This window comes from Victivallis sp. Marseille-Q1083 (genome assembly GCF_903645315.1).
In the GTDB taxonomy this organism is placed as follows: Bacteria; Verrucomicrobiota; Lentisphaeria; order Victivallales; family Victivallaceae; genus UMGS1518.
In genome coordinates this window covers 3081728-3095578 of record NZ_CAHJXL010000001.1, presented here as the reverse complement: position 1 = coordinate 3095578, position 13851 = coordinate 3081728, and the positions used below count along the sequence as shown (strand labels likewise).

9 protein-coding genes and 1 pseudogene are annotated in these 13851 nt (G+C 47.2%); 8 read left to right on the top strand and 2 right to left on the bottom strand.

The window, feature by feature from the left end; all coding sequences use genetic code 11:
* Positions 1-56: 56 nt before the first annotated feature.
* The 8 genes from HWX74_RS12730 to HWX74_RS12690 all read left to right on the top strand — a co-directional run bounded on the left by HWX74_RS12730 (position 57) and on the right by HWX74_RS12690 (position 9939).
* A complete protein-coding gene (locus tag HWX74_RS12730) occupies positions 57-1379 on the top strand; it encodes an IS1380 family transposase (RefSeq protein ID WP_176012100.1) in 1323 nt (440 codons plus the stop codon).
* Complete coding sequence (locus tag HWX74_RS12725) at positions 1370-1744, top strand: hypothetical protein (RefSeq protein WP_176013895.1); 375 nt, start codon at positions 1370-1372, stop codon at positions 1742-1744. The genes HWX74_RS12730 and HWX74_RS12725 overlap by 10 nt, the downstream gene beginning before the upstream one ends.
* Before the next feature lie 27 nt (positions 1745-1771).
* Positions 1772-2167 (top strand): hypothetical protein, encoded by a 396-nt coding sequence (locus HWX74_RS12720; RefSeq protein ID WP_176013894.1) that lies wholly within the window; start codon positions 1772-1774, stop codon positions 2165-2167.
* A 6-nt stretch (positions 2168-2173) separates the two neighbouring features.
* Positions 2174-2968 carry a hypothetical protein gene (locus HWX74_RS12715; protein WP_176013893.1) on the top strand — a complete coding sequence of 265 codons (795 nt, stop codon included), beginning with the start codon at positions 2174-2176 and terminating at the stop codon, positions 2966-2968.
* A complete protein-coding gene (locus tag HWX74_RS12710; protein WP_176013892.1) occupies positions 2940-5810 on the top strand; it encodes a hypothetical protein in 2871 nt (956 codons plus the stop codon). Before HWX74_RS12715 ends, HWX74_RS12710 begins: the two co-directional genes overlap by 29 nt.
* 65 nt (positions 5811-5875) lie before the next feature.
* Entirely contained in the window at positions 5876-6289 is a 414-nt protein-coding gene (locus HWX74_RS12705) for a hypothetical protein (RefSeq protein ID WP_176013891.1), read from the top strand.
* Positions 6205-8367, top strand: coding sequence for a type IV secretory system conjugative DNA transfer family protein (locus HWX74_RS20260; RefSeq protein WP_368506807.1), 2163 nt, complete (start codon positions 6205-6207; stop codon positions 8365-8367). The genes HWX74_RS12705 and HWX74_RS20260 overlap by 85 nt, the downstream gene beginning before the upstream one ends.
* Positions 8368-8616: 249 nt before the next feature.
* A complete protein-coding gene (locus HWX74_RS12690) occupies positions 8617-9939 on the top strand; it encodes an IS1380 family transposase (RefSeq protein WP_176012100.1) in 1323 nt (440 codons plus the stop codon).
* A gap of 142 nt (positions 9940-10081) precedes the next feature.
* On the opposite strand, the gene HWX74_RS12685 is transcribed toward HWX74_RS12690, so the two are convergent.
* Both HWX74_RS12685 and HWX74_RS12680 read right to left on the bottom strand, forming a co-directional pair.
* Entirely contained in the window at positions 10082-11611 is a 1530-nt protein-coding gene (locus HWX74_RS12685) for a tyrosine-type recombinase/integrase (RefSeq protein ID WP_254872350.1), read from the bottom strand.
* Positions 11612-12062: 451 nt separating this feature from the next.
* A pseudogene (locus HWX74_RS12680) lies at positions 12063-13384 on the bottom strand (IS1380 family transposase).
* Between the last annotated feature and the right edge of the window lie 467 nt (positions 13385-13851).

The window sequence follows — 13851 nt, the reverse complement described above, 5'->3', positions numbered from 1 at the left end:
GACTAACGTATTATATTGTAATATCTTACATCACAATATAACGCCGAGGTCTGCCAATGACAAAATGTAATGTTTCGATTCCGGTCTTTCAAGGTCCGAAAAGCAGAAAAATTGAATTCAATTTCGCCGGTGGAGATATCAGCAGTGACGGCGGGTTGCTTTTTGTGAAAGAATTCGACCGCAAACTCGGTTTGACCCGGCGCGCCGGTAACCTGCTGGATTCTTTTGATATTCGACAGCCCGGAAAAGTTGAGCATTCCTATCTGAGCATGCTTCGTCAACGAGTTTTTGGTTTGGTTGCCGGCCATGAAGATCTCAATGACCATCATGAATTGCGAACTGATCCGCTGATTCAAACTGTTGTCGGTCGTGATCGTCAACTCGCCACTCCAAGCACTTTATGTCGATTCGAAAATGGAATCGATCGTCGTGCTTGCGTAGATTTGAGCCGATTGTTTGTCGAATTCTTTATCGAAAGTTTTTCCACGCCGCCTCGAGAATTGATTCTTGATTTCGATGCTACCGATGACCTCACTTACGGGATGCAGGAAAATCGCTTTTTTCATGGCTATTATGACCACTATTGCTTTTTGCCGTTGTATGTTTTCTGCGGGGATCAATTGCTTGTGGCTTATTTGCGTCCATCAAAAATTGATGCGGCCAAGCATGCTTGGGCGATTCTCTCGCTACTGGTAAAGCGCTTTCGGCAGAAATGGCCGAAGGTTAAGATTATTTTCCGGGGAGACAGTGGCTTTTGTCGGCAGAAAATGCTGAACTGGTGTGATAAAAATGAGGTCAAATATATTGTCGGATTGGCGAAAAATCCACGTTTGCTGGAATTATCAAAAGATCTTCAAGTGAAAGCGGAAGCACTTTACAACGAAACACATGAAAAAGCAAAACTGTTTACTCAGTTCGAATATGCGGCAGGAACTTGGAAATACCCGCGCCGGGTGATTGCCAAAGCGGAATTCAACTCCCCCGGACCGAATAATCGTTTTATCGTCACCAATCTTGATGATGATGGACAATATCTTTATGAAAAAGTCTATTGCGCCCGAGGTGAGATGGAAAACAGGATCAAGGAACAGCAGCTGGATCTTTTCGCTGATCGGACGAGCTGCCATGACTTTGCGGCAAATCAATTCCGGCTTCTGCTTTCAAGTTTGGCTTATATTCTCATGGAACGGTTTCGGGCATTGTTGTTGACAGGAACTCAATTTGCCGAGGCTACCTGCGGCAGCATTCGCTTATACCTGGTGAAAATCGGTGCCATTATTCGGCGGAATACCAGAAAAATTTATGTTGCTCTTTCAAGTGCTTGTCCAAATCAGGAACTCCTCCGCTTGATCGCTGCGAAAATCATCGCTTGGGAATAAAACCTTGGAGAGCTGTCCCCGGCTCGCCGAACAACAACGGGGGAAAGGGGGAATATGCTCAATTTGCAAAAAAACGACAATATCCGACTCTGAAAATAAAAACTTCCGAATCTTCTGAACATTTCTCGACGATTCGAAAGTTTCATGCAACATTCAGGTTAATCCGAGCCCATCTGGAAGCGGCGGAATTCCGGGCGCGGCAGGAACAGTTTGAAATGTTGTTGTTCAAGCAGTCGGAAATCATTGCCGTAAATACAATGATTATGCGGGCGCTGGTTCAACATGTTCATGATGGCAACAAACCGAAAGCGGAAAAGCCGAATCCCGGCCTGCTGTTAAATTTCGGTGGAAGTCCAAATGATTGATGGCGCGTGATGAAAAAAGGAGATGGTATGAGTGCTACAATTCAGGTCGAAACCTTGAGCAGATATGAACTGGCCGAGGGGAAAACTCTGGAAAAAGCGCTGCGTATTGTTCGTTCCGGCATACTGCCGAATATTCGTGAAAGCGATATTGAGAAAGGAATTTCGATGGAATATGCAAAGGGAATTATCTGGCTGGCCGGTTGCAAAGATATTGATGCTTCCGGTATTACCCCTAAACAGCGGGCACGTTTGAAGAAGTTGATGGAACGGGGCTTTATCGCTCCCATGACCGATGCCGAGCTGTCGAAGCTGACGTTGCACGACGCAGAGATTCTGATTGAACACGGTTCGTCGGAATATTGCCGGAAACAGAAAAGAAATGATTGTAGTTTCAATCGAAAAAACCACAAATCGAAGGAATAGATGATTATGGGATTATTTCTTGTTGCCGGAACCAAAGGTGGCGTGGGTAAGACACTGTGCGCATCGATGTTGATTGATACCGCTATCGATGCCGGAATCCAGGTGGTCGCCTACGACTGTGATAATGAGAATCAATCGTTGACGGCCGTATTTAAGAATTCGACCATAACGCTGCACGCCATTGATCCGGAGAATGGCCGGGAAGCATATCCGTTGGATCGGGTCGTAAATGAGCTCAAGGCAAATTCCGATCAGGAAAAGGCTTTTATTGTCGATATGAAAGCCGGCACCAGCAAATCCACTTTGGAGTGGCTGGATTGTGTGCCGGTTGCGGAATTGGCGGCAGCCAGGATCGCTGTCAATATCGTCGGCTGCGTCACAGCCGAGGTGGACAGTTGCATCACGTTTCTACGCTGGCTGGATTATTGCCGGGAAATGTTTGTTTCCGGGCAGGCTAACTTGATCCTGATCCGAAACCTGATTGCCGGACAAAATTTCTGGTATTACGAAAAAACGCTGAAACCGGTACTGGAGGAGCAGCTGCCGCATACGCGAATTATCGAAATGCCGTTTTTTACTCCGGAATATCTTACTTTGAGTCGGAAAGCCGGATTGACTTACGGACAGATGCTGAGGGACAAGGCGCAACTTCAGGGGTTGCAATATATGCAAATCATCCGCATTCGCAAGCAGTATGAAATCGCCGCCCAGAGATTCCGGGTGCTGTGGCCGGAAAAGCAAACAAAAATAAAGAAAGAGGTGTTAAGTCTCGATGGCGGAAGAAAACAGCATAACGCTTGAAGAGCGTGATCTGGCCGCTAGGCTGGTGCGCATGGGGGCTGCGGCCCCCATGCCTCTTGACGGCTTGACCAGGGAACGGCTCGATGAAATGGTGAACAATCTTCCAGAGATTTATCATGGTGTCGTCAGCGGACTGGATTCACAGCGCAAGCCGGTCGAAATATCGATGTTCGACGCCTCCAGGACAAATCTCCAGAAACGCGCCGGCGAACTGCTGCAAAAGCAGGCGTTTGCCGATATGCCGACCGGACGCATCAGCGTGGAATATTCGCCGGACGCCTGGAAACAATTCCTGCATTCCAGTCCGGATGTGGTGGATTTGGAGGCTTTGCAACAAAATTTGCGGCGCTGGAATTTTCCGGTTTCCGACGCCGGCATTCGCAAGGCGTTTGAACCGGACCTTGGCAAAAATCTGGCGGAGGCGGAGAAAATATACCGCGCCGCCCAGATTGATCTGTTTAGCCGCATGGTTCGGATGGGACTTTCCAAACCAGTTGATATGGCAGAATTAGACTTTTCACATATCGAACGGGAAATCGACAAACTGCCGCTGTTGGCGGTTGCGGAAATCGCCATGGCGACTCCGGACGGCGGCGTGCGCCATCTGGAGCTGCTGGATGTGGTGGACTATAGCCGCTCAAGTCACCTGGCCGGCGAGAATCAATACGGCTTCGATTATGAGTGGGAAAGCAAATTGCGCAGCCGTTATCCGGACGCCTCCTTTGAAGAAATCGAACGGGCGCGTTATCGGGAGGAAATGGAACGGGAAGAGCCGCTCAAATATCCGCGGGAAAGGAAAAGCGGAATCGGTTCTGACGGCATCGCCCGCTCATATGTGCAGGATCGGAATCCGAAGGAACAGTATCATCTTGAATTGCAGGAGCGGGCTTATTTTGCACAGCATCCTGAATGGGAGGACCGGGTGCTGCACAAGACGATTTCCTATCGCGCCGGAGTGGCCTGGCTGGATTACTTCAAGCAGGGTATTGACGCCGCCGATCCGATCGTAAAGGCGGACGGCTCCCACTCGTTTCGCAACCTGCAATCCGGACTGAAAAACTGGGAGTTGAAATTTTCACCGTCCCGGCTGGCGGACGGCTTTGAACCGAATCCGGCAATCAATCTGCGGGAAGCGCAACTGCTGTATCATCGGGAGATTATCGCCAAAACTGTGTCCGCCGGCGTCATTCCGCCATTGCCTCTGGAGGCATGGCGAAAATTGTCACCGGAAAAAGCGGAGGAAATTGTCAACGGCTTGCCGATGCTGTTGACCCAGGCACGGCCTGCCGATTGGCTTGATACCTTGAACGTGGCGGGAACCCCTGAAAATATAACCGGGCTGGAATTGCTTTTTGAAGCGTCCGGCATCCCGTTTGACCAAGACAAAATTCGCGCGACGCTTCCGGCGCCGCAAAGTGAAACAAACGAAAGGAGAACGAAAATGGCTGCTTACGAATTGACAAATGAGGATTATCAGAACATCGCGTCGGGGTTGATCGCTTCCGGCAGGTTGGAGATGACGCAACAGCAAATGCGGGAACTCTCGCCGGATTTTCTGAAGGATCTGGTTCAGATGAACGATACTCCGGCCTCCATCAAACAAAAGGTGGCGTTGAGCATCATGGCTGCCGAGGGACGAGTTAAGCTGTCACAAGATGACATTGAAAATATTTCCGGCAGTGAAGCCAGAATAATTTTCAAAAACGTTCCAAATCGCAATATTGCCCCTGATCCAGATGCTCCCGCCGTTACGGATCGCACCCGACAGGAACTACGTCGGCTGATGGACAAAGGGCTGGTTCCCCGGATGCAGTCGGAACGCTGGAAAATTCTGACTGAACCTGAAGCCCGACAGATGATCAATATCACACTGGCATTGGCTCCGGCTACGGAAAACCAGAAGCAGGCGGTGCGCGAAATGCTGAAAGCCGGCGGCTTTGACGGCAAGGCGTTGGCGGCAATCATCCCGTCTCCGACTATCGGAGAACGGGAGATTGCCACGTTGAGCATGGGGAAAGCCAGTAAAATTCTGGGGCTGGGGCCGGCTTCGGAAGAACAGATCAAGCGAGTCGAAGAGTTGATTGCCGACCGGAGAATTGAGCCTGTGGATACGAAAAATCTGACCAAAGGGACGGCCAGTGAGATTCTGGATGCCGCATATTCCCAGTCAAAACCGCATGAGCCGGACGATCCGGCTACCGGCAAACAACTGGCCCGGATTCAGGAACTGATCGACCAGAAACGGATCGAACCGATGTCCAAAACGCAACTGGAGAAGATCAATTTCGGACAGGCACGGGAGATTCTTGCCAATGCGCCGGCGTCCTCCAAACAAAAAAACGCCATCCGCAACATGGTGGAACAAGGTCGGCTCGAACCTCTGTCAAAATATGAAAACGACAATCTGACTTTTGCCGAAGCCAGCAAACTGCTGGATATTGGTTCCGGTAAATCCAATGAGGCGCAAGTTCATAAACAGGAACCGGATGGACCGGCCACGGAGAATCAATTGGCTAAATTGGAGGAACTTCACAAGACCGGTAAAATCGATGAAATTCCCACTGACATCACGAAAAAACAGGCGTCCGAAATTATTGGTAAGGCAGTTCAGGCCGAACCGATAACCATCCAGCAAGAAGGTATGCTGCGGAAATGGATGGAACGCGGCATGGTTCCCGTCATGAGCGAAAAGAAAATTGCAGCTATGACGCAAGGCACATTTCGGGATCTGTCGAAGGACCTGATGGCAAAAGCCGCCAGGGAACCAGGTAAAGAAACGCCGGAACCGGGTAGAAACAAAGCGCCCGGTAAAACCATTCAGGAACCAGCTATGTCCCGATAAACGTTCAGGCCGCCGGTTTCCGTTCCGGAATAATCCGGCGCGGAAGCGGCGGCCAAGGAGATTTTATGAACCTGAGAGAACTGTGCATGAATACGATGGCCGACTCGGAGGTTTCGTCCGAGGAACTTCGCCGGTTGCTCGGATTATATCGCGAAACCGGCGATCCAAACGACCTGACCTATGGCATCATTCTGGAGTTGGAACTTCTGCATCGCGAACAGGATCGCAGGCTCCAATCCGAAGTGAAACGTAATGAAGTAATGCTGGAGCGCATCAACGCGATTCTGCAGCAGAACCACGAACAGACACTGGAGCTGGCAACCCGTTTTCAGATTCACTACCGATTGCAGTTTCGCCGGTTGATCGCTATTCATCGCGAACGTTTTGCCAATAAATGTGTCTTCACTGTTTGTCTGTTGCTGTTGGCGCTGCTGGCCGGCATCGGAGCATTTCATCTTTACTGCTGGTGGTGGACCTGATGGCCTCGGTTCTTGACACCGAAATACTGAATCTGGAGGGCAATGCCTGGACGACCCGTGATGCGGCCACCGGCGTCATGGTTTTCGGCATGACCGGCTCCGGAAAATCCTCCGGCCCTTTGCGGAATATAGCCTTGAAATTCCTGCAGCTTGGGTATGGCGGAATCGTCTTCTGCGCAAAACCGGACGAACCTGGCACATGGGAAGACTATGCCGCCGAAACCGGCCGGACCGGCGATCTGCTCCGGCTGAGTAATGAAACATTTGCTTTTCTGGATGAAGAATTTTCCCGCCCCAGGGAAGCCGGCGGCGGACAGGTTGAGAATGTGGTCAATATCTTTCTGGAGGTTGTCAAAATCTCGAAAGATAAGAAACAAGCCGGCACTTCCGATGAATATTGGCAAAATGCGATCAAGCAATTTCTGCGCAATGCCATATCGCTGCTGGTTCTTGCCAAAGAGCAGGTAACATTGCCCAACATCAAGAAAACCATCGATACTGCGCTGCGCTCCAATGAAGTCGCGGAAAATATTCAAAAATACGTCGAAGGCTTTGTCGTCTTTTGTCAAGCCGAAGCGGATGAATACGGAGATTTCAGGTCGACCGCCCAAGCATATCAGAAATATTATATTGAACTCAACGGCGATGCGGTAAACCATCAAACGCTGGAACATGCGCAGCAATATTCCAGCCTGTTGCTGTTGCAAGCAGCATATCACGGTCATACCGAATGCCCGGACTATGAATTGGCCTGGAATTATTTTTTGATCGAATTTCCGCAACTGGACGAACGTACCCGCAGCAATACCATTTCCAGTTTTACCGTACTGGCCGACTCCATGCTTCGCGGAGAATTTCTGCGTTGCTTTGGCGCCCGCAGTTCTTCTCTGCATATGGAAGAGCTTTACCGGCAGGGCAAAATCCTGATTGTCGATCAGGATGTCAAACAATACGGACTGGTCGGACAAATGACTGCCGCCATCATCAAGTTATGTTTTCAAAAAATGATTGAGCGCCGTGAAGACATTACCAATCCCGACGCCCGTCCGGTTTTTCTGTGGGCCGATGAATGCCAGTTTTTCGCCATCGATTATGACCAGAAGTTTCAGACCACCGCCAGATCCAGTCGAACCTTGACGGTGTATGCAACCCAGAATCTGGGCAACCTCCATGACGGCTACGGCAAGGAAAAAGCTGCGTCGCTGCTGGGAAACCTCGGGACGAAGTTTTTCTGCCAAAACGGCGATCATGAAACCAACAAATGGGCGGCCGACAGTATCGGACAAGAGGTAATTCGGCGACGCAGCCAAAATCTCGGCGACTCTCAATCAGGCGGACTGAAAGGCGATTACTCCAGGTCCGACAACTATTCCGAAGGCTGGTCGGAACAAAAAGATTATAAGGTGGACATCGTATCCTTCACCACACTTCAGGCTGGCGGGCCTCGCGGACAATGCCAGGTCGGGTACATATTCTGGCAATCAGGACGGCTGCTGAAAAACGGCGATGTTTTTGTCCGGTCGGCATTCAAGCAGAAATGCCGGAAAGTCTGCGGCGCGCGGGTTGAACGCCATTGCCCGGCGACACAGGAGGCGGGAAAAAACGGCAATTTGAAAACCCGCTGGTTCTATTGGTACGATTATTGCCGTCTCGCCGTTTTTACCGTGGCTCTGCTGCCGGTTTTCGGCGGAATATGGTTGATCTACTCCGGCAACGATTGTTTTATCTGGCGCTGTCCAGGCATCGGCATCGTTACTCTGGCGACGTTGGGGGTGTGGTGCGCTGCCTTTGTTTTGGAGATGCTGTGGGCGATGTGCACGGTCGGACTGGAGCTGATTTGGTGCGCAATTCGGCATAAACCGAGGCTTAAGGTCAAAACCATCAACCGGATGCCGCTGGTGGTCTTCACCTGGATGTATCTGATTCTTTCCTTTGCTCTGGCTGTTTTGCTCCAGAACGCGCTTTACGACGGTGATAACGTTTGGCCGTTTGCACTGGTATGGATCGCTGCAAGCCTCGCACATCGTCTGTTCAAAACCGCTGGAGGAAGAAAAATCCCAGTGGATTCCGAAACTTAACTGGCTGTATCACTTTCCATTCTAAACAGTAATAATTTTCTGTTATATAGAAAAAATGGTTCCGATGCGAATACATCACATTCTTAAAAGCTTCAACCTAATAGTATTTAATTGTTCTGGACACAACGTTTGTGTCGCCTTCCGTCTAGCCTGAATATTGCGTAAATTTTCAAAAACAAAGAGGCAGATTCTCGACTAACGTATTATATTGTAATATCTTACATCACAATATAACGCCGAGGTCTGCCAATGACAAAATGTAATGTTTCGATTCCGGTCTTTCAAGGTCCGAAAAGCAGAAAAATTGAATTCAATTTCGCCGGTGGAGATATCAGCAGTGACGGCGGGTTGCTTTTTGTGAAAGAATTCGACCGCAAACTCGGTTTGACCCGGCGCGCCGGTAACCTGCTGGATTCTTTTGATATTCGACAGCCCGGAAAAGTTGAGCATTCCTATCTGAGCATGCTTCGTCAACGAGTTTTTGGTTTGGTTGCCGGCCATGAAGATCTCAATGACCATCATGAATTGCGAACTGATCCGCTGATTCAAACTGTTGTCGGTCGTGATCGTCAACTCGCCACTCCAAGCACTTTATGTCGATTCGAAAATGGAATCGATCGTCGTGCTTGCGTAGATTTGAGCCGATTGTTTGTCGAATTCTTTATCGAAAGTTTCTCCACGCCGCCTCGAGAATTGATTCTTGATTTCGATGCTACCGATGACCTCACTTACGGGATGCAGGAAAATCGCTTTTTTCATGGCTATTATGACCACTATTGCTTTTTGCCGTTGTATGTTTTCTGCGGGGATCAATTGCTTGTGGCTTATTTGCGTCCATCAAAAATTGATGCGGCCAAGCATGCTTGGGCGATTCTCTCGCTACTGGTAAAGCGCTTTCGGCAGAAATGGCCGAAGGTTAAGATTATTTTCCGGGGAGACAGTGGCTTTTGTCGGCAGAAAATGCTGAACTGGTGTGATAAAAATGAGGTCAAATATATTGTCGGATTGGCGAAAAATCCACGTTTGCTGGAATTATCAAAAGATCTTCAAGTGAAAGCGGAAGCACTTTACAACGAAACACATGAAAAAGCAAAACTGTTTACTCAGTTCGAATATGCGGCAGGAACTTGGAAATACCCGCGCCGGGTGATTGCCAAAGCGGAATTCAACTCCCCCGGACCGAATAATCGTTTTATCGTCACCAATCTTGATGATGATGGACAATATCTTTATGAAAAAGTCTATTGCGCCCGAGGTGAGATGGAAAACAGGATCAAGGAACAGCAGCTGGATCTTTTCGCTGATCGGACGAGCTGCCATGACTTTGCGGCAAATCAATTCCGGCTTCTGCTTTCAAGTTTGGCTTATATTCTCATGGAACGGTTTCGGGCATTGTTGTTGACAGGAACTCAATTTGCCGAGGCTACCTGCGGCAGCATTCGCTTATACCTGGTGAAAATCGGTGCCATTATTCGGCGGAATACCAGAAAAATTTATGTTGCTCTTTCAAGTGCTTGTCCAAATCAGGAACTCCTCCGCTTGATCGCTGCGAAAATCATCGCTTGGGAATAAAACCTTGGAGAGCTGTCCCCGGCTCGCCGAACAACAACGGGGGAAAGGGGGAATATGCTCAATTTGCAAAAAAACGACAATATCCGACTCTGAAAATAAAAACTTCCGAATCTTCTGAACATTTCTCGACGATTCGAAAGTTTCATGCAACATTCAGGCTAGTGGGCAAATCGTATTTTTTCAGGTAACGAGTGACCATCGAATCCGATATGCCGAAGATCTTTCCGACTTCTATATTGTTAAAAAACAATACTTCATTCAATCTTTTTTCAGTTACGGCCGGCAGAGGTATATTCAGCGGCAGCTCATGATTATGGTGTGAAACAAGCCTTAATTGATCGCGGATCAGCATGAGGTGATTGAGTGGCAAATCATGTAATGCAAGCGTTATTTCAGACAATAAGTCCTGCCGTGTATTCGCGGTAACATCAACAGCGACCACATCAATTGTATCTGCCGGATAAATGTCCGGCAATCGGGCAATCGCTTCGCTCTTCTGCTCAATATCGATGTGCGTATAGTGGCTGGTCATTTTCAGTGTTTTGTGTCCCAAAATCCGTTGGGTGATTAAAGGATCAATACTCAATTTTGAGGCAATGGTAGCAAAATAATGCCGAACACTGTGCATGGATTTTCGACAAATTTTACATTGCTTTGCTACTACCTTTTGTGTTTGGGGATCAATAGTTTTACGTATCGCACGTCTGACTTGGGCATTCGGAGCCACAGACGTGATGATACCGGCTGACTGCAGTATTTTGGTTATAATTTTGCTGATAGCGCCGGTATAGGAGCGATAACGCATTTGGAGCTTGGGCATGATATAAACGTCACCGGAAGCCCGGATGGAAAAGCGATATAATAATTCTGCTCGTAATTCACGATGAATCGGAATAGTCACCGGATCTGGCGACGATCTTTTCGTTTTATTCGGTACAAATGATATTTCAGTAAAGGATTCATTGATATCTTGCCAAGTCATTTGAGTGCCTTCTCCACCGCGAATTCCGGTAAAAGCCATCAACTTCAGAAGACAGCGATATTCATCCTTATCATTAAGTTCATACAAGCTGTCGGAGGACAATAAACTGAATATATGTTGTAGTTCCTGAAGGGTCAATGGCTCTCGCGATTGTTGACTTTTCGGAATTTTAGGCAAATCAAGAAACAGTTTTTCGGTTTCCGGTCCCAGGGCTTTACGCCAGACGCTTTTCAAAGTGATCGTATCAACCCGGAAAGTTTGAGCGGAAACTTTTTGGGCTTTGCGAAAGTTGAAATAATCTTCCAATACCGACTGGGTTACTTCTCCAATTTTTTCAATGATCGGATGTCTTTTTGACATATAACCGATAAAAGTTCGCCACGCACTTTCGTAGCCTTTCAATGTGATGGCTTCAACCGTTCCTTCCTTGAACTCATGGAACTTATTCCAAGCCTCCGTCAGAGTCAAGCTACACTTAACCATCATCTGCCGGGTTTCCATCAATTTCAGAATCGCTTCTTCTTTGGATTCAAGCTGCTCCAGAGCTGTATTAGTGGCAAAACGCTGACGTATGAGTTGTTCTGCTTCCTCCTTTATTTTTGTCGGATTTCCGGCTCTGTCCAGTAAGGTTTTCTGACGCCGCTTGCCGTCATCATCGTAATATTGAACCGCATAGAATCCGCTCGGCATTTTCTTCAACGACCCGGTTCCATTACGTCTTTTATTGAGTATAGCCTTAGGCATCAATATGGTTCCTTTTTTTGTTTTTTTCATATTTTCCAATAAAATGGTAAATATGAAAAAAAAAACAATTGGAAATCAAAGAGTTAACCTTGAAATCTGTATAGATTTCAAGGCAACTGCAAAATAAGTAATTTGCTGCCAATCGCTGAAAATAGAGTAACTTGACGATGGAGTTTTTCTCGAAAACAGCATTGATTCAAAGAAAAGATAAAAATGAGTTTCTTTATAAAAACGGCTAACCTGAATGTTGCATGAAACTTTCGAATCGTCGAGAAATGTTCAGAAGATTCGGAAGTTTTTATTTTCAGAGTCGGATATTGTCGTTTTTTTGCAAATTGAGCATATTCCCCCTTTCCCCCGTTGTTGTTCGGCGAGCCGGGGACAGCTCTCCAAGGTTTTATTCCCAAGCGATGATTTTCGCAGCGATCAAGCGGAGGAGTTCCTGATTTGGACAAGCACTTGAAAGAGCAACATAAATTTTTCTGGTATTCCGCCGAATAATGGCACCGATTTTCACCAGGTATAAGCGAATGCTGCCGCAGGTAGCCTCGGCAAATTGAGTTCCTGTCAACAACAATGCCCGAAACCGTTCCATGAGAATATAAGCCAAACTTGAAAGCAGAAGCCGGAATTGATTTGCCGCAAAGTCATGGCAGCTCGTCCGATCAGCGAAAAGATCCAGCTGCTGTTCCTTGATCCTGTTTTCCATCTCACCTCGGGCGCAATAGACTTTTTCATAAAGATATTGTCCATCATCATCAAGATTGGTGACGATAAAACGATTATTCGGTCCGGGGGAGTTGAATTCCGCTTTGGCAATCACCCGGCGCGGGTATTTCCAAGTTCCTGCCGCATATTCGAACTGAGTAAACAGTTTTGTTTTTCATGTGTTTCGTTGTAAAGTGCTTCCGTGTTCCCTTGATGATCTTTTGATAGTGCCAGCAAACGTGGATTGTTGTCCAATCCGACAATATATTTGACCTCATTTTTATCGCACCAGTGCAGCATTTTCTGCCGTCAAAAGCCACTGTCTCCCCGGAAGATAATCTTAACCTTCCGCCATTTCTGCCGAGAGCTCTTTACCAGTAGCGAGAGAATCGCCCAAGCATGCTTGACCGCATCAATTTTTGATGGACGCAAATAAGCCACAAGCAATTGATCCCCGCAGAAAACATACAACGGCAAAAAGCAATAGTGGTCATAATAGCCATGAAAAAAGCGATTTTCCTGCATCCCGTAAGTGAGGTCATCGGTAGCATCGAAATCAAGAATCAATTCTCGAGGCGGCGTGGAGAAACTTTCGATAAAGAATTCGACAAACAATCGGCTCAAATCTACGCAAGCACGACGATCGATTCCATTTTCGAATCGACATAAAGTGCTTGGAGTGGCGAGTTGACGATCACGACCGGCAACAGTTTGAATCAGCGGATCAGTTCGCAATTCATGATGGTCATTGAGATCTTCATGGCCGGCAACCAAACCAAAAACTCGTTGACGAAGCATGCTCAGATAGGAATGTTCAACTTTTCCGGGCTGTCGAATATCAAAAGAATCCAGCAGTTTACCGGCGCGCCGGGTCAAACCGAGTTTGCGGTCGAATTCTTTCACGAAAAGCAACCCGCCGTCACTGCTGATATCTCCACCGGCGAAATTGAATTCAATTTTTCTGCTTTTCGGACCTTGAAAGAACGGAATCGAAACGTTACATTTTGTCATTGGCAGACCTCGGCGTTATATTGTCACGTAAAATATTACAATATAATATATTAGTCGAGAATCTGCCTCTTTGTTTTTGAAAATTTACGCAATATTCAGGCTAAAGGACAACCATCACAGTATCGCGAAAAGTGGGTTTGAGCAAGGAATCAAATAAAAAATCCTGCACAATATGTTTGTAATTAAGAATTTAAAGGCAAAATTGCAAATAATGGCGGCTGATTTTTTTTGGTTCGATTCTAAAATTATAAAATTTCATGATATAAAATTGCGTATTTATGCCTTTTGGTGGCGCAAAAATACAAGAAAATCAGGGAATATCCGCGAAGATAAAAAAAGAAATTTTTAAGAAAAAAACAGAGGTTACGCATCGTTAAAGTTCGATATTTCAGGTCATTTCAGGTAACTTAAAAAATAATAAACCGGAAAATGGCAAATAATGGCGGCTGACAATATAAAAAAATGGC